Genomic DNA, 17,407 nt, shown 5'->3' on the forward strand with positions numbered 1-17,407 from the left:
GTGGATCAGGAATAGACGGCGGTGTGCGAGGCGGCCTTAGCCGCGATCACCCAGCAGCCATTCGAGCTGGACTTCGTGCTGGCCGCGATCGTCGGTGACGAAGATCGTGCCCTCGCTGATCATCACGTCCCATTTGATCGAACGTGGCATGTCGGTGGCCAGGGTCTCGAGGACGTCCTGGGGCACGGCGGCGATATTGAGGTTCTTCAGGCCCTTGACCGCCCCCACCACCTTGGTCTCCCACACGCGCAGGCTGCCATAGGCCAGCAGGCTGGTACGCTCGGTGCGGCGCGAACACCAGGTCAGGCGCTCGGCATCGGGCTGGCCGACCTCGATCCAGTGCAGGATGCGGTCGTCCAGGCTCTTCTCCCACAGCGCAGCCTCGTCCACATCCGACAGACCACGCCCGAACGACAGCTGCTCGTTGTACCACAGGGCGTAAGCCAGCAAGCGCACGGCCATGCGCTCTTCGGTTTCCGAAGGGTGACGGGCGATGGTTTGCTTGACGCTTTCGTACACACCGCGGTCAAGATCGGTGAGGTTCAGTTCAAATTTGTAGGTCGTGGACGGCTGGGCCATGGTGAGCATCTTGCGGCGAGAAAAGTCGCCCAGTCTAACCGATCCTGGCACTCCTTGCCCCGCGGCAGTATCTGAGTGCGCCCGCGTATGATAAAAACGGGGACTCTGACCTGCCGCCACGGATGCCCCATGTCTACGCCCAGCAAACCTCTCGCCGGCCTGAAAGTCATCGAACTCGGCACCCTGATCGCCGGCCCGTTCGCCTCGCGCATCTGCGCCGAATTCGGTGCCCAGGTGATCAAGATCGAGTCCCCCGACGGCGGCGATCCGTTACGCAAGTGGCGCAAGCTCTATGAAGGCACCTCATTGTGGTGGTTCGTCCAGGCCCGCAACAAGCAGTCACTGACTCTCAATCTCAAGCATCCCGAAGGGATCGAGATCCTCAGGAAGCTCCTGGCCGAGGCCGATATCCTGATCGAAAACTTTCGTCCCGGCGTGCTGGAAAAGCTCGGCCTGGGTTGGGAAACCCTGCACGCGCTGAACCCGAAACTGGTGATGGTGCGTCTGTCCGGTTTCGGCCAGACCGGCCCGATGAAGGATCAGCCAGGCTTTGGTGCGGTAGGCGAGTCCATGGGCGGGCTGCGCTACATCACCGGTTTCGACGACCGCCCGCCGGTACGCACCGGCATCTCCATCGGCGACTCCATCGCAGCGCTCTGGGGCGTGATCGGTGCGTTGATGGCCTTGCGTCATCGCGAGGTCAACGGCGGTGAAGGCCAGGTGGTGGATGTAGCCCTGTACGAGGCGATCTTCGCCATGATGGAAAGCATGGTGCCGGAGTTCGACGTGTTCGGATTCATCCGCGAGCGCACCGGCAACATCATGCCTGGGATCACCCCCTCCTCGATCCATACCAGCGCCGATGGCAAGCACGTGCAGATTGGCGCCAACGGCGATGCGATCTTCAAACGCTTCATGCAGTCGATCGGGCGCCAGGACCTGGCCGACGACCCGCAACTGGCCAGCAACGACGGGCGCGATCTGCGCCGCGACGAGCTGTACGGGGTGATCGACCGCTGGGCCCGCACCCTGCCGCTGGACGAGCTCATGCAGGTGCTCAACGGCGCCCAGGTTCCGGCCAGCCGTATCTACAGTGCCGAAGACATGTTCAGCGACCCGCAGTTTCTGGCCCGCGAGATGTTCCTGCAGGCCAAACTGCCGGACGGCAAGCCGTTCAAGATGCCGGGTATCGTGCCCAAGCTTTCGCAGACACCCGGCTCCAGCGAGTGGGTAGGACCGGAGCTTGGCGCCCACACCGAGCAACTGCTCGGCCAGCTCGGCTACGATGCCACGACCATCGCCCGCCTGCGTGAGCAAGGGGCGGTTTAGAACACCGTGCCCACCCCTGTTCCAGATTCGACGGCGGAGACTCGTAAATGATCAAGTGCAGGCACCGCACTTTGCTGGCGATGCTGCTGTGCGGCCTGCTGGGCAGTGGCCTGCCGGGCGTAGCCTGGGCCAAGGAGCGCCTGGTATGGCTGCTGCGCGACCTGCCCCCGCTGACCATCTACGAAGGCGAAAGCAAAGGCCAGGGTGTGGTCGACCAACTGCTGCCCATGCTGATCGAGAACATGCCTGAATATGACCACAGCATCGTCCGGGTCAATCGGGCACGCGGGATACAGATGCTGCAGGAGCGCAGGTTCACCTGTGATCCAACCCTGCTCTGGACGGCCGACCGTGCTCGCTACGTGTATTTTTCACAGCCCAGCCTGGGCATGCTCAGCAGTGGCCTGGTGGTTCGCCAGCAAGACCAGGCACTGTTGGCGCCATTCATCGAGAATCAGCAGGTCGACCTGCAAGCCTTGCTGACCGGCACCTCACTCAAGCTTGGGGTCGTCGCCGAGCGCAGCTACAGCCCCCGGTAGACGCCCTGCTCAAGACATTGCCAGACAACACCGTCAGTCGCCACTACGGCAATGACGCGGCCACCAACCTGCTGCAAATGCAACAACGCGGACGCCTGCAGCTACTGCTGGGCTATTGGCCCGAGGTTCGCTACATGCTTGCGCAACAAGGCTGGTCGGCGGATGACTATCGGTTTTATCCGCTCAAGGGCGCGGCTCCCTACCAGTTCATCCATGTGGGATGCTCCGATACGCCACTGGGTCGGGAAGCAATCACCCATATCGATCAACTCCTGCAACCGCTGCGCCGCACCGTCCTGCCCAAGCTCTACGCCCAGTGGCTGGACCCCGACCTGCGCGAGCACTACCTGCAGGACAGCCAGCAGTTCTTCAACGAACGGCCCTGACCCTTGCCGATTGCCACGCCGACAAGGGCGGCGTATTTGCACATCAGGCGTGACCTGACCGCACAGCAGTGCTTCACTTGGCAGAGAAATTCGAGCGGAGCCTGCATTGAGTACATCCCCCACCCGTGACCTGCGCATTGTCCTGGCGGACGATCATCCGATCTTTCGCATCGGCTTGCGGGCTGTTCTGCAACAGATACCCGGCGTGCGGGTGGTTGCCGAGGCCGGCAGCCCCCAGCAACTGATGGCGCACCTGCAATGCCTGGAATGCGACATCCTGGTGACCGACTTCATGATGCCGGTGGAGCAGCAGAACGACGGTTTGAAACTGCTGGAGCAGGTTCGCCGGCATTTTCCGCAGCTGCCCATCCTGGTGGTCACCATGCTCAACAATGCAGGGCTGTTTCGCGCCATGCTCGCCCTGGGGGTGAAGGGCCTGCTGAGCAAGGCGAGCCTCGCCCAGGAACTGCCCCAGGCCATTCGCGGCCTCCCACGAGGCAAGACGTACCTGGCAACGTCGGTCGAACAATTGCTGCTGCAGGACGGCGGACTGGGCGACGACCGCCTGTGCGCCCGGCAGGCCCTGTCACCCAGGGAGCTTGAAGTCTCCCGCCTGCTTGCCGCCGGCCACACCGTTAACGAGATTGCCGTCCTGCTCAATCGCAGCAAAAAGACCGTCAGCACGCAGAAGATCAGCGCGATGCGCAAGCTGGGCGTGGCCAATGACGCGGCGTTGTTTCTCTCCCTTCAGGCACAAGGCTTGAGCTGACCTGCTGGCTGGGCACTTATCGGCAGGCCTGCACGATTGCGATCGTCGATCCATTGCTCAAGCTCGGCCTCCGGCATCGGTCGGGCAAAGAAGTAGCCTTGCATGACCGGACGCCCCAACTCCTTGATCGCCAACAGATCGTCGACCGTCTCCACACCTTCGACCACCACGCTCAGTTCCATGCGCCGGGCCATCATCAACGCGCCGGCCACCACGGCAGCCTTCTTGCCGTCATGGGCCATGCCGCGGACAAACTCGCTGGGGAGTTTCAATTCGCTGAACGGTAGCTCCAGCAGGCGCTGCAGGTTGGAAACGCCGGTACCAAAGTCATCGATGGACAGCTGGCAACCCAGAATGCGCAAATGCAGCAGCTCTTCAAGCTGCTGGCAATCCAGCGCGCAGCCATGGGTTTCGACAATTTCCAGGGTCAATGCACTGGGCGGTACGCCATGACGCCCCAGCGCGACGGCCACCAAGGCGCCGAAGTCTTCGCGCGCCAGTAGCTGCGGTGCGATGTTCACCGCCACCGGCATGGCCTGGCCAGTCTTTGAACGGTATCGGGCACTGAGCGCCAGGGCCTGCTCCAGCACATGCAGGCTCAAGGTATCGAGCAGACCGGCCCGCTCGATAACCGCAAAGAACTGCGCCGGCGACAGCACGCCCAGGGTGGGGTGATGCCAGCGGACCAAGGCTTCGACGCCGACCAGCTGGCCGTCGAAACTGACCTTGGGCTGGTAATGCGCGACCCACTGATCCTGGCCGCGAGCCACTTCCGCCGCCGACAGGGCCTGCAATTCGGGAAACTGCGGTACCGGGGCGACCTTAGGAGTGCTGCTGCCATGTTCCACATACTGCAGCAGCACTTGATGCAGTACGACGTTACTGGCCATTTTCTGAAAGCTTCCCAGCACGTCCAGGCCCAATTGCCGTGCCAGGTCGCCGACACTGTCGATCACGCATTGTTCGGCGCTGCTATGAATGATCAATGCGCTGGCCAGCCTGTTGTCTGCCAGGTGGCGGATCATTGCCAAGCCGTCGGCACCCTCGAGTTGCAAGTCGCAGATGGCGATGTCGACCGGACCCCGACGCGCCAATGCCTGGGTGGCATCTTCCACCGACTCGGCCGTCAGCACATCGAATATACCGATGGCATTGAGCATCTGATGCAAGGCCATCAGTTGAAATGGATGGTCCTCCAGAATCAAGACTTTCAAAGATCGCATGTACCCTTCCCTGCAGTAGCCGATATGTGCAATAGCACGGGGCTACTCTAGTCAGGAAGAATTCGACAACCCATCAGACAAGTCCTAAAGAACAGGCTGAATCCTAAAGAATTCAGCGTCTACGTCGGCCTGCAACTGCTCCAGGACGCGCTCCAATGCCAGCCAGGCCTGCTGCGTTGCCTCGGGCTGCGGTCCATGCCTGGCCTGCCCCAGCTCGGTACAGGCACGAGCCAGCGCCAGCGCGTCGATCAGGCAGGCAACCCCTTCGAGTCGATGCAGCGAGGCGCTGATACGCTCCCACTCCAGGCGCACTACAGCCTCACCGAGTTGCCCCTGCTCCTCACGCAAGTTCTTGCGCAGCTCTTCAAGCATGCGCAGCATCACCTCGTCGTTGGCCTGGGTCATCTGCTGCAACGCCTGGATCCGGAAGCTGCAAGGCGGGGCCAGGGTTTCGATCAGCGCAGACAAGCGATCGAGCGACACCGGCTTGACCAGCAACTCATCCATGCCGGCGTCCAGGCAGCGTGCCCGTTCTTCCGTCAGCGCATTGGCCGTGCAGCCGATGATCGCAATGGCCGGTCGCTGCAGTTCGGTCTCCCGTTGCCGGATGCTTCGGGCCAGGGCATAGCCACTCATCAACGGCATGTTGCAGTCGCTCAACAACAGGTCGAAGCGCTCGGCCTGCCAGCCATCCAGGGCGGCCTGGCCACTGTCGACCGCCAGCACCTGGTGACCGAGAAACTCAAGCTGCTGACGCAAAACCATGCGACTGGCCGAGAGATCATCGACGATCAGTATCTTTCGCGCCGGTCCTGGCTGGCGATGAACCTGCGCCGGCGCCGGGACGTCCTGCGCCTGGGCAACCGGCTCCAGCACCAGCATGACCCGGACCTCGGTTCCCTCACCCGGCACGCTGTGCAACGTGATAGTGCCCCCCATCAGTTCCACCAGTTGCCGGCAGATGCTCAAGCCCAGCCCCGAGCCGCCGTACTGGGCGGCAGATTGTGCATTGGCCTGGGCAAACGGCGTGAACAGCTCGGTCTGCTGCTGGGCGCTGATGCCGATGCCGGTGTCGCACACGCTCAGGCACACGCCGATGCCTTGCGGTGCAGGCTCGCCGGTTCGGGTCACCCGCAGGATGACCTGCCCTTCATGGGTAAACTTCAGCGCGTTGCCCAACACATTGACCAACACCTGGCGCAATCGCAACGGATCGAACCAGTAGGTTCCTTGGGCGTCCTCCGCGATCTGCACCTGCAAGTCCAGCCCCTGGGCCAGGGCCTGGGTGCGAAACTGCGCGACGATACGCTCGATAAACGATCGCAACGCCGTGGCCTGCGGCGCCAACTGCAGGCTACCGGCCTCGATCCGAGCAAGGTCCAGGCTGTCGCCGATCAGCGCGATCAGCTCGCTGGCCGCCTGGTGAGCGGTCTCAAGTCCCGGCGAAGGCGGAACACCGTTGACCCTCGCGGTTTCGCGCTCAAGCTCCAGCAAGCCGATAATCACCGCCATCGGGGTGCGTATTTCATGGCTCATGGTCGCCAGGAAGGCACTTTTGGCCTGGTTGGCCTGCTCAGCGTGCTGGCGGGCCTCCACCAGATCCGCTTCCAGTTGCTTGCGCTCGGTAATGTCGATCCAGCCTCCGAGCAGGCCCTGCAGTTGGCCGTCGGCACGGTAGAAGGGTACGGTCCACTGGTAGGCGTCAATGCGCCGCCCGGGATACTCGATACGCCGGTCGGCAAACACCGGCTTGGGGTTCTGCAACAGTTCCAGGTAGTCCGCGTGCAGTTGTGCAGCCAGTTCCGGCGGGATCACCTCGATTTCGGTTAGGCGCCGCCCCTTGACGTCCGCCAGGCTCAATGAAAAAGCTTGTTCGTAGCTCTTGTTGCAGGTAATCAGGCGCCCTTCCAGGTCCCTGACGTAGATCGGATTGGGGATGCCATCGAGTAAGGCGCGCTTGAAGGCCAACTGGTCGTTGAGCGCCTCCTCGGCCCGCTCCCGCTGGATGATCTGGGCGCGCAGGCGGCTGCTCCAGATCAGCGAAACCAGCGCGAACAGCACCGCCGCGGCCGCCGCCCAGTAGACCCAGGGTGCAATGCGCTGCCAGGCTGGGGCCGGCGGGGCCAGCGCGCCCAGCCATTTCATCCGCATGGCCCGCAACTCGGCGACCGGGAATGCCTCCAGGGCCTTGTTGAGGATGCTCTCCAGCTCAGGGGCGCTGCGCCGAACCGAGAACCGATCCGGTGCCCACTTGCCATCGACCCCTCGCCCGACCTTGAGGGTCGGGTCACTGCCCAGCACGCCGTAGGCGCCCACTTCACTGTCGATAGTCGCCACGGCCTCGCCATTGCGTACTTTCTCCCGCGCCTGCGCCAGCGAGTCCACCAGCAGCAGCCGAATGTCGGGATGTTCTTCGCGAATACTGCTTTCCAGCGCGTGCTGGGCCGGGAGCGCCAGCGTCTGCCCGGCCAACTCGGCCAACGACGCCAGCCCCAGGTGCGACTCGCGCACGATGAACACCCAGCTCTGGCCACCCAGGGAATGGGTGAAGTCCAGGAACGTGCGACGTTCCGCGGTTTCGCTCAACGTGGTACTCATGTCGGCGCGACCACTTCTGAGCAGCTCCAGGCTCTGGGCAATCGACGAGGATGGCGCATATTCGAACCGTAGCCCGGTCAACTGCGCGACAGTCGCCAGTACATCACTGTTCAGGCCGACCCAGGCGCCCTGGCGATTGCGAAACAGATAGGGCGGGTATTGACTGCCCACCACGGTGACCGTCGGGTGCCGCGCGATCCAGTCACGCTCCCGGGCGGTCAGCTCGACACGCTGGTGGGCCACATCCGAGCCCAGCCCCGAAGTCCAGCGGCCAAGAATTTCTCGCCGTACCGAGTCATCGAGGCTGGCCAGCGCCTGGTTGAACATAGCCTGCAACGGCTGGTCGCCGGCCCGCACCGCGAAGGCGAAGCCGATCGGCGGCAAGGCACTGGGGCCGACCACTTGCAGCCCCAGGAACGGGCGCAGCGCATTGTAGGCGCGCACGATGATCTCGTTGCCGATAAAGGCATCCACTTCGCCCTGATTGACGGCCTCCAGGGCACTGCTGAGCGTGGGGGCCAGAATCACCTGGCTGTCGGGATAGACACGGTGCATCACCTGGGTGTCGGCATAGCCGTCGAGCAGCACGATCTTCATTCCGGCCAGCGATGCTGGTGGTATGGCTGCTCCGCCGCGCACCACCACCATGGAACGGTCAGGTATGTAGTCCTCGGTGAACGTCAGGCCCGCCACGCTGCGCTCGAAACCGTTGGCGCTGGTCAGCACATCGATCACGCCGTCATGCAGGGCCTCGATGGCTTCCTCGCGCCGGGCGAAGGCCAGCACCTGCGTCTTCACGCCCAGGCGCCGGGCAACCAGGCTCAGGTAGTCGGCGCTGATGCCCTGGTAGCGGTTGCGGTCTATGGTGATGTCCACCGGCTCGTAGTCGGCAAAGGAAATACCCACTCGCAGTGTTCGCGACGGGCCAAGCCATTGTCGCTGCGCCGGGCTGAGCGGCATCGGCTCAAGCGCGGCGAACGGCGGTACCAGTGTGAAAGGCAGGCTCTGGGCAGCCTGCGCCCAACTGCCCGCGCACAGCCACAACACCAGGCCCATGACGAGCCGCATGGCCCCTGAACATCCTGTGCTCATTGATACTCCTGATCTGTTCCAGTTATCCAGGGCCAGTAGAAACGAAAAAGCCCGTCAGTGACGGGCTTTTTCAAAGGCCTTTCGGTCGATTACAGCGGCTTGCCACGGTTGCCATGCTGGCTGACGAAGGCTTGTACAGCCTTGAGGTCGTTGGCCAGCACCGTGCATTTCTCTTCCCGGGCGAACAGGTCGCTCAGGTGAGCAGGCAACTCCAGGGCCTTGCCGACGCCGGCTTTTTCCACCGCTTCGGGGAACTTGACCGGGTGGGCGGTACCCAGCACCACCATTGGCGTGTCGAGGCTGCGGCGGCATTCGCGCGCGGCCTTGACGCCGATGGCGGTGTGCGGGTCGAGCACTTCACCGGTCTGGGCGAAGACTTCGGCGATGGTCTCGCAGGTTTGTGCGTCATCGACGGCCAGCGAATCGAACAGCTTGCGTGCCTCGGTCCAGCGGTCCTGCTCGACGCTGAAACCGCCGCCCTGCTTGAAGGTGTCCATCAGCCCGGCGATGGCCGCGCCATTGCGACCGTGCAGGTCGAACAGCAGGCGCTCGAAGTTCGACGAGACCATAATGTCCATCGACGGCGACAGGGTCGCGTGCAGGGTTTCCTTGACATACTGGTTGCCGCTCATGAAGCGGTGCAGGATGTCGTTGCGGTTGGTGGCGACGATCAGCTGGCTGATCGGCAGGCCCATGTTGCGCGCAAGGTAACCGGCGAAGATGTCGCCGAAGTTGCCGGTCGGCACCGAGAAGGCCACCGAACGCGCCGGACCGCCCAACTGCAGGGCTGCGTGGAAGTAGTAGACGATCTGGGCCATGATCCGCGCCCAGTTGATCGAGTTGACTGCCACCAGGCGAGTGCCCTTGAGGAAACCCTGGTCGGCGAAGCTGGCCTTGACCATTTCCTGGCAGTCGTCGAAGTTGCCTTCGATGGCGATGTTGTGGATGTTCTCGCCGAAGATGGTGGTCATCTGGCGGCGCTGAACCTCCGACACACGCTGGTGCGGGTGCAGGATGAAGATGTCGACGTTGTCGCAACGGCGGCAGCCTTCGATGGCGGCGGAACCGGTGTCACCACTGGTGGCGCCGATGATCACCACACGCTCGCCGCGCTTGGCCAGCACGTGATCGAGCAGGCGGCCGAGCAACTGCAGGGCAAAATCCTTGAACGCCAGGGTCGGGCCGTGGAACAGCTCCAGCACCCATTCGTTGCTGTTCAACTGACGCAGCGGCGCGACCGCGGCGTGGGCGAACTCACCGTAGGTTTCTTCGAGAATCTTCTTGAAGTCGGCATCGGCGATGCTGCCGGTGACGAACGGGCGCATCACCCGGAAAGCCAGCTCGTGATACGGCAGGCCGGCCCAGGAAGCGATCTCTTCCTGGGTGAAGCGCGGCAGGTTTTCCGGCACATACAGGCCGCCGTCGCTGGCGAGGCCTGCCAGCAGGACATCTTCGAAATTCAGGGCCGGAGCCTGGCCACGAGTACTGATATATCGCATGGGTACAAACCTTCGGTTTGAGCTTCAAGCTACAAGCTGCACGCTGCAAGTCACCGCGATCCGGCTTTGACTTGCAGCGTGCCGCTTACCACTTGCAGCTATTGTCAATTCAGTTGTTCGACGCGGATACGCACCACGTTGCCAACCACATCCTGCAGGGCTTCCAGGGCGGTGATGGCATCGTTCATGCGCTGCTCGACCACACGGTGGGTCAGCAGGATCATCGGTACCAGGCCGTCTTGCTCTTCGACTTCCTTCTGCATGATCGATTCGATATTGATGCCACGCTCCGAGAGGATGCTCGCTACCTGGGCCAGCACACCTGGATGATCCTTGGCCTGGATACGCAGGTAGTAGGCGGTTTCGCAGGCGTCGATCGGCAGGATCGGGTGAGCCGACAGCGAGTCTGGCTGGAAGGCCAGGTGCGGCACACGGTTCTCCGGGTCGGAGGTCATGGCGCGAACCACGTCGACGAGGTCGGCGACCACCGAGGAAGCGGTCGGCTCCATACCGGCGCCGGCACCGTAGAACAGGGTGGAACCTGCCGCATCGCCGTTGACCATCACCGCGTTCATCACGCCGTTGACATTGGCGATCAGGCGGTCGGCCGGGATCAGCGTCGGGTGAACGCGCAGCTCGATACCGTTGGCGGTGCTGCGGGCCACACCCAGGTGCTTGATGCGGTAACCCAGGGCCTCGGCATAGTTCACATCAGCCGTGGTCAGTTGGGTGATGCCTTCGGTGTAGGCCTTGTCGAACTGCAGCGGAATACCAAAGGCGATGGAGGCCAGGATGGTCAGCTTGTGCGCAGCGTCGATACCTTCGACGTCGAAGGTCGGATCGGCTTCGGCATAGCCCAGTGCCTGGGCTTCGGCCAGCACGTCGGGGAAGGCGCGGCCTTTTTCACGCATTTCGGTGAGGATGAAGTTGCCGGTACCGTTGATGATCCCTGCCACCCAGTTGATGCGGTTGGCCGAGAGGCCTTCGCGGATTGCCTTGATCACCGGGATACCGCCGGCCACGGCCGCTTCGAAGGCGACGATGACGCCCTTCTCGCGGGCCTTGGCGAAGATCTCGTTGCCGTGCACGGCAATCAGCGCCTTGTTGGCGGTGACCACGTGCTTGCCGTTGTCGATGGCCTTGAGCACCAGCTCGCGGGCAATGGTGTAGCCGCCGATCAGCTCGATGACAATGTCGATTTCCGGGTTCGTCGCGACCTCGAATACATCAGCGGTAATGGGGGTACCGGTAATCTGGCAATTCGGGTTTGGCGAACGCATGGCAATCTGTGCCACTTCGATACCACGCCCGGCACGGCGGGCGATCTCCTCGGCGTTACGCTGAAGTACATTGAAGGTACCGCCACCGACGGTCCCCAACCCACAGATGCCTACTTTGACCGGTTTCACTGTGAACTCCCCATTGAACGAACGACGCGCGGCCGTTCGTGAAAACAGCCGTCTCCCCATGGTGACGGCTGGCTTGTTGAATTATTTATTGCCGGCCAGTGCCAGCTTGGCCACTTGTGGCGCCGGTTGATAACCCGGGATCACCTGGCCGTCCTCGAGGACGATGGCCGGGGTACCGTTGACACCAATCGCCTGGCCCAGCTGGAATTGCTTGCTGACCGGGTTGGCACACTTGGCAGCCTTGATTTCCTTGCCGTCGATCATTTTGTCCAGGGCGGCCTTGCGGTCGCTGGAGCACCAGACGGCTTGCAACTGTTCATCACCCGGGGAGCCGAGGCCCTGGCGCGGGAAGGCAACGTAGCGCACTTCGATACCGCGACGGTTGAGCTCAGGAACTTCGGCGTGCAGCTTGTGGCAGTACGGGCAGGTCGTGTCGGTAAACACGGTGATGTGCGATTTGGTTTCGCCCTTGGCAGGATAAACCACCATCTCGGCAGCTGGAATAGCGTTGATGCTCTTGGCGATGGCCTGACGCTCGGCTTTTTCGGTCAGGTTCACCGGCTTGCCGTCCTGGATCTGGAACAGATAGCCCTGCACCACGAACTGGCCGTCGGCGCTTGCGTACAGCACGCGGCCGCCTTCGAGCTTGACTTCGTACAGGCCGTTCAACGGACTTGAGGCAACACTGGCGACCGGGACACCCAGTTCAAGCGATTGCAAGGTCTTGCGGATGGTCTGCTCGGCGTTGTCGGCAGCGGCGGCAAACGTACTGACCAGCGCCAGGGCGGCGGTGGCGATAAACTGGGTCACGCGCATGGGAACTCCTGAAGGCGGGCAAGGGGCCGAAATGGAACACGCGTCTTGAAAAAACGGCGTTCGGACAGGCCTCGATGCAAACCGGTCAAGCCTACCACATCATGTCCGCACCGAGCGCGCCCGGCGACACAAGCGCAATCAACCACGTGGGTGATGCTTTGCGTGCAGCTCCTGCAGGCGCGCCCGGGCCACATGGGTGTAGATCTGCGTGGTCGAGAGGTCGCTATGGCCCAGCAGCATCTGCACCACCCGCAGGTCGGCGCCATGGTTGAGTAAATGGGTGGCGAAGGCGTGGCGCAAGGTATGCGGCGAAAGGCTCTTGTCGATGCCGGCCACCTGGGCCTGGAGCTTGATCCGGTGCCAGAAGGTCTGGCGGGTCATCTGCTCGCCGCGCTGACTGGGAAACAGCACATCGCTGGGGCGCCCACCCAGCAACTCGATGCGCCCATCTCGCAGGTAGCGCTCCAGCCACACCACGGCCTCCTCGCCCATGGGCACCAGCCGCTCCTTGCTGCCCTTGCCCATCACCCGCAACACGCCCTGGCGCAGGTTGACCTGATCCAGGGTCAGGCTGACCAGCTCGGTCACGCGCAGGCCGCAGGCATACAAGACCTCGAGCATGGCGCGATCACGCTGGCCGATGGGCTCGCCCAGGTCGGGCGCTTGCAACAGGGCCTCGACGTCGGCCTCTGACAGGGACTTGGGCAGAGGCCGCCCCAGTTGCGGCATCTCGACCTGCAGGGTGGGATCGACGGCGATCAGTTTTTCGCGCAGCAGGTAACGATAGAAGCCACGCACCCCGGAGAGAAAGCGCGCGGTGGAACGCGGCTTGTAGCCCTGCTCCAGGCGCCACGCCAGGTGATCGAGGATCAGCTCGCGCCCGGCATCGGGCAACATAATGCCGCGCTCCTGCAACCAGCCATTGAACAAGGCCAGGTCGCTGCGATACGACTCGCGGGTGTTGTCGGCCAGGCCTTTTTCCAGCCACAGGGCATCGAGGAACTGGTCGATCAGGGGATGCTCTAGTGCGGGCATGACAACTCGGTGGGCAGAAAACAAATACGAAAAATTGCCGCTAGTCTTCCACAACATGGAAGGCATAGGGAGCCCGAATGAACGAACAACAGATATTGCTGACTTTCGCAGGCATCGGCGCTGCCGCCCTCGCCTGTCAATGGCTGGCCTGGCGCCTGAAGCTGCCGGCGATCCTCTTCTTGCTGCTCAGCGGCATCCTGGCGGGACCTGTCCTGGGCTGGCTCGACCCACAACAGATGTTCGGCCCGTTGCTGATGCCCCTGGTATCACTGGCCGTGGCGCTGATTCTGTTCGAGGGCAGCCTCACCCTGCACCTGTCGCAATGGCGCGAGATCGGCACGGTGGTCCGGCGCATGGTCACCCTCGGCGCCCTCTCGACCTGGCTGATCATCACCCTGGCCACCCATTGGCTGCTGGGCTTCGACTGGATGCTGGCCACCCTGTTCGGCACCCTGACCCTGGTGACCGGACCCACCGTGATCGTGCCAATGCTACGGGTGGTACGCCCGAAATCGACCATCGCCAACATCCTGCGCTGGGAGGGCATCGTCATCGATCCGATTGGCGCGCTGCTGGCGGTGGTGGTGTACAGCTTCATCATCGCCAGCGCTGCCGGCGACGGCCTGAGCCAGAGCCTGATGACCTTTGCCGGGGTGATTGTCTGCGGTAGTGCATTCGGTGCTGCCGGGGGCTGGCTGCTGGGCCAGGTCATGCGCGAGCAATGGCTGCCGGAATACCTGCACAACCTGGCATCACTGGCGGCGGTACTGGGCATTTTCATCGCCTCCAACCAGGTCATCCATGAATCCGGTCTGCTGGCGGTGACCATCATGGGCATGTGGCTGGCCAACATGAAAGGCGTGGATGTGCGCCAGATCCTGCACTTCAAGGAAAACCTGAGCGTGCTGCTGATCTCCGGACTGTTCATCCTCCTCGCCGCACGTCTGGATCTCAACGCCCTGATCGGCCTGGGTCCGGCGGTGCTGGCACTGCTCCTGGTGATCCAGCTGATCGCCCGACCGCTGAACGTCGCCCTCTCCACCTGGGGCTCGCAATTGAATTGGCGTGAGCGGGCGCTGCTGAGCTGGATCGCCCCGCGCGGCATCGTGGCGGCGGCGGTATCGGCAATCTTTGCCATCCGCCTGCACGAGGCGGGCCATGAAGGTGCGCTGCTGCTGGTGCCGCTGACCTTTGCGGTGATCATCGGTACCGTGGTGCTGCAAAGCGCCACGGCGCGGCCGCTGGCTCGCCTGCTCAAGGTGGCGGAACCTGCGCCCAGCGGTTTTCTGATCGTGGGCGCCAACCCGCCGGCCCGCGCTATCGGCAAGGCCTTGCAGCAACTGGACTGCCGGGTGCTGCTGACCGATTCGAGCTGGGAAAACATCCGCGCAGCGCGTATGGAGGGGCTACCGACCTATTTTGGCAACCCGGCCTCGCAGCATGCCGATGCCCACCTGGACCTGGTCGGGCTGGGTCACCTGCTGGGGCTTTCACCGTCCGGCGAACTGAACACACTGGCGTGCGCCCGTTTTCGACATGACTTTGGCCATGCCAGGCTGTTCGTACTGGCCAGCGGGCTGGAAGCCAGGCGCAGCGACAAGCACCGGGCCAGCGACGAACACCGCGGGCATGTACTGGGCAGCCAGGCGCTGACGTATACGCAATTGGCCAACCTGCTCATCCAGGGTGCCGAGCTGTACAGCACCCACCTGACCGATGGCTTTGGCTGGGAAGACTATCAGGCCCTGCACGGCGATCGGGCGACCTTGCTGTTTGCCCGTGACAGCAGTGGCTGGGTGCATGTGTTCGGGCCAGACAGCGTGCTCAAGCCCGGGGCGGGATGGACGGTAGTGGCGCTGATCGAACCGGTAGCAGCGGACTTGCCCCACGATGCGATGTGACTGTCGGATCGCTATCGCGGGGCAAGTCCACTCCTACGCAGGTCAGAACCCCGGCAGTACCGGCACCGGGCGCTTGTCTTCATCAATGGCGACAAAGCTGAACAGACCGTGAATGGCCTTCTCGCGGCTGTCGCAGCTCATGCTCTCGACAAACACTTCAACCTCGACCTTGAGGCTGGTGTTGCCCACGGTAGCCACTCGCCCGACCAGCTCGACGATGGAGCCGGCGGCAATCGGATGCTTGAAGTCGATCCGGTCGGTAGACACAGTCACTAGCGGCAACCGGCAAAAGCGCGTGGCGGCGATGAACGACACTTCATCCATCCAGGCCAGGGCAGTGCCGCCGAACAGGGTGTTGTGGTGGTTGGTGGTGGACGGGAACACCGCCTTGGTCACGCGGGTCACCGACAGTTCGGTGCGGCGTTCGATTTCCAGTTCTCTGGGGCTCATGGACTTCACATCAAAAACAAAATTGCAGACAACAAAAAAGCAGCCCGAAGGCTGCTTTTTTCGCATGGTGGCCGCAGCCACCGGTCAAACTGTCATCAGGACAGTTTTTCCTTGATGCGAGCGGCTTTACCGGACAGGTCGCGCAGGTAGTACAGCTTGGCTTTACGCACGTCACCACGACGTTTCACGGCCAGGCTGTCGATTTGCGGGCTGTAGGTCTGGAAAGTACGCTCAACGCCAACACCGTTGGAGATCTTGCGAACAGTGAAAGCACTGTTCAGACCACGGTTACGCTTGGCGATTACAACGCCTTCGAAAGCCTGCAGACGCGAACGATCGCCTTCCTTCACTTTCACCTGAACGACGATGGTGTCGCCCGGGGCAAAGGTCGGGATCTCTTTGGACATCTGCTCAGCTTCGATCTGCTGAATGATTTTGTTGGTCATGCTGTGCTCCTAAGGTAAATCGTCGGATCTACCATCGATACGTTAACTATCGTCCCGCTCTCGGAGGTACTCCTCGAGCAGCTTCTTCTCTTCTCCAGAAAGTGAGCGACTTTCCAGAAGATCGGCGCGTCGTTCATAGGTCCGCCCAAGGGACTGCTGTAAACGCCATCGCCGGATGTGTGCATGGTTGCCACTAAGCAACACGTCGGGAACACGCTGATCCGCATACACCTCCGGTCGGGTGTAGTGCGGGCAATCAAGCAGACCATCGGTGAAGGAGTCTTCCTCCGCCGAGTCCGCATGCCCTAAAGCTCCGGGCAGCAGTCGCGTAACCGCATCAATCAGGACCATCGCCGGCAGCTCGCCGCCAGACAGGACATAGTCCCCAATCGACCACTCTTCATCGACATGAGCCTCGATAAAACGCTCGTCGATGCCTTCATAACGACCGGCTATCAGAATCAACGATTCGTGCTTCACCAGGTCTTTGACCGCCGACTGATCCAGCTTGCGGCCTTGTGGCGACAGGTAAATAACCTTCGCCGCTCCCCCGGTTGCCTGCCTGGCGTCAACCAGTGCATCTTCCAGAGGCTTGATCTTCATCACCATGCCCGGACCACCGCCAAACGGCCGATCATCCACCGTATGGTGACGATCTGTGGTGTAGTCCCGTGGGTTCCAGCAGGTCAGTTGCAACAACCCCTGCTTTACCGCACGGCTGGTAATGCCGTACTCACTGATGGCCGAGAACATCTCGGGGAACAACGTGATGACATCTACGCGCAGGCTGGCCATTGCTTAGAAGTCCGCGTCCCATTCCACCCTCATCTCGCCTGCAACCAGGTCGATCTTCAACACGCATTGCTCTGTATAGGGCAACAGGCGTTCACGATCATCCAGACTGCCCGCGCAGGGCTTTACCACCATTACATCGTTCGCGCCGGTCTCCAACAGGTGATCAACCTTGCCGAACAGCTGTTCGTCCTGGTTGATGACTTTCAGACCTACCAACTGGTACCAGTAGTACTCGTCGCTAGGCAGGTTGGGCAAAAGGCTTCGTGGGATACAAATCTCATAACCGCTCAGAAGACGGGCTTCATCACGATCGTCGAGGCCTTTGAGCTTGGCGACCAGGTCCTTTTGAGTGGATCGGCCACTGACCAGCTCTACCTGTTTTACCTTCCCTTCGTGCCGAAGCGTCCAGTTGCGGTAATCCAACAGGTTTTCAATCGGATCGGTAAAGGAAAAGACCTTCACCTCGCCACGAACGCCGTGAACCGAAAAAATCTTGCCGACAACGATCAGGTCGTCAGCTTTTTCTGGCGTCGCGCTCATA

Annotated in this window: 14 protein-coding genes and 1 pseudogene; 4 read left to right on the plus strand and 11 right to left on the minus strand. The window is 62.3% G+C overall.

The genetic code is table 11. The annotated features are described in order from the left end of the window. Positions 1–36: 36 nt before the first annotated feature. Positions 37–579, minus strand: a complete 543-nt coding sequence (locus NPS58_RS23545; protein ID WP_028942931.1) for a YaeQ family protein — start codon at positions 577–579, stop codon at positions 37–39. A gap of 129 nt (positions 580–708) precedes the next feature. Between NPS58_RS23545 and NPS58_RS23550 the strand changes: the two genes are divergently transcribed. The 3 genes and pseudogenes from NPS58_RS23550 to NPS58_RS23560 all read left to right on the plus strand — a co-directional run bounded on the left by NPS58_RS23550 (position 709) and on the right by NPS58_RS23560 (position 3,602). After that, on the plus strand, positions 709–1,908 hold the full coding sequence (locus NPS58_RS23550; RefSeq protein ID WP_274117675.1) for a CaiB/BaiF CoA transferase family protein: 1,200 nt from the start codon (positions 709–711) through the stop codon (positions 1,906–1,908). A gap of 80 nt (positions 1,909–1,988) precedes the next feature. Then, positions 1,989–2,833, plus strand: a pseudogene (locus NPS58_RS23555) (TIGR02285 family protein). Positions 2,834–2,939: 106 nt separating this feature from the next. After that, entirely contained in the window at positions 2,940–3,602 is a 663-nt protein-coding gene (locus tag NPS58_RS23560; protein ID WP_274117676.1) for a response regulator, read from the plus strand. Here NPS58_RS23560 and NPS58_RS23565 read toward each other — a convergent pair. The 6 genes from NPS58_RS23565 to xerD all read right to left on the minus strand — a co-directional run bounded on the left by NPS58_RS23565 (position 3,581) and on the right by xerD (position 13,274). Next, positions 3,581–4,825 carry an EAL domain-containing response regulator gene (locus NPS58_RS23565; RefSeq protein WP_274117677.1) on the minus strand — a complete coding sequence of 415 codons (1,245 nt, stop codon included), beginning with the start codon at positions 4,823–4,825 and terminating at the stop codon, positions 3,581–3,583. The two genes, NPS58_RS23560 and NPS58_RS23565, sit on opposite strands and share 22 nt — an antisense overlap. Positions 4,826–4,909: 84 nt before the next feature. Further along, positions 4,910–8,491 (minus strand): transporter substrate-binding domain-containing protein, encoded by a 3,582-nt coding sequence (locus NPS58_RS23570; RefSeq protein WP_274117678.1) that lies wholly within the window; start codon positions 8,489–8,491, stop codon positions 4,910–4,912. A 113-nt stretch (positions 8,492–8,604) separates the two neighbouring features. Further along, the gene (thrC, locus tag NPS58_RS23575; RefSeq protein ID WP_274117679.1) at positions 8,605–10,014 is read right to left on the minus strand and encodes a threonine synthase; all 1,410 of its coding nucleotides are present in this window, start codon (positions 10,012–10,014) and stop codon (positions 8,605–8,607) included. A 104-nt stretch (positions 10,015–10,118) separates the two neighbouring features. Further along, positions 10,119–11,423 (minus strand): homoserine dehydrogenase, encoded by a 1,305-nt coding sequence (locus NPS58_RS23580; protein WP_274117680.1) that lies wholly within the window; start codon positions 11,421–11,423, stop codon positions 10,119–10,121. A gap of 81 nt (positions 11,424–11,504) precedes the next feature. Further along, on the minus strand, positions 11,505–12,239 hold the full coding sequence (dsbC, locus tag NPS58_RS23585) for a bifunctional protein-disulfide isomerase/oxidoreductase DsbC (RefSeq protein ID WP_274117681.1): 735 nt from the start codon (positions 12,237–12,239) through the stop codon (positions 11,505–11,507). A gap of 138 nt (positions 12,240–12,377) precedes the next feature. Next, complete coding sequence (gene xerD, locus NPS58_RS23590; RefSeq protein WP_274117682.1) at positions 12,378–13,274, minus strand: site-specific tyrosine recombinase XerD; 897 nt, start codon at positions 13,272–13,274, stop codon at positions 12,378–12,380. A gap of 77 nt (positions 13,275–13,351) precedes the next feature. Here xerD and NPS58_RS23595 point away from each other — a divergent pair, with 77 nt between their 5' ends. After that, positions 13,352–15,175, plus strand: coding sequence for a cation:proton antiporter (locus NPS58_RS23595; RefSeq protein ID WP_274117683.1), 1,824 nt, complete (start codon positions 13,352–13,354; stop codon positions 15,173–15,175). 42 nt (positions 15,176–15,217) lie between these two features. Here the strand turns inward: NPS58_RS23595 and NPS58_RS23600 are convergent, their stop codons facing one another. The 4 genes from NPS58_RS23600 to rimM form a co-directional block, all read right to left on the minus strand. Next, positions 15,218–15,625, minus strand: a complete 408-nt coding sequence (locus NPS58_RS23600; protein ID WP_274117684.1) for an acyl-CoA thioesterase — start codon at positions 15,623–15,625, stop codon at positions 15,218–15,220. A 95-nt stretch (positions 15,626–15,720) separates the two neighbouring features. After that, on the minus strand, positions 15,721–16,071 hold the full coding sequence (gene rplS, locus NPS58_RS23605; RefSeq protein WP_010220244.1) for a 50S ribosomal protein L19: 351 nt from the start codon (positions 16,069–16,071) through the stop codon (positions 15,721–15,723). Between the two features lie 42 nt (positions 16,072–16,113). Further along, positions 16,114–16,866, minus strand: a complete 753-nt coding sequence (trmD, locus tag NPS58_RS23610) for a tRNA (guanosine(37)-N1)-methyltransferase TrmD (RefSeq protein WP_274117685.1) — start codon at positions 16,864–16,866, stop codon at positions 16,114–16,116. 3 nt (positions 16,867–16,869) lie between these two features. After that, positions 16,870–17,406 (minus strand): ribosome maturation factor RimM, encoded by a 537-nt coding sequence (gene rimM / locus NPS58_RS23615; protein ID WP_274117686.1) that lies wholly within the window; start codon positions 17,404–17,406, stop codon positions 16,870–16,872. Between the last annotated feature and the right edge of the window lies 1 nt (position 17,407).

Source organism: Pseudomonas putida, from assembly GCF_028682455.1.
Lineage (GTDB): Bacteria > Pseudomonadota > Gammaproteobacteria > Pseudomonadales > Pseudomonadaceae > Aquipseudomonas > Aquipseudomonas putida_AA.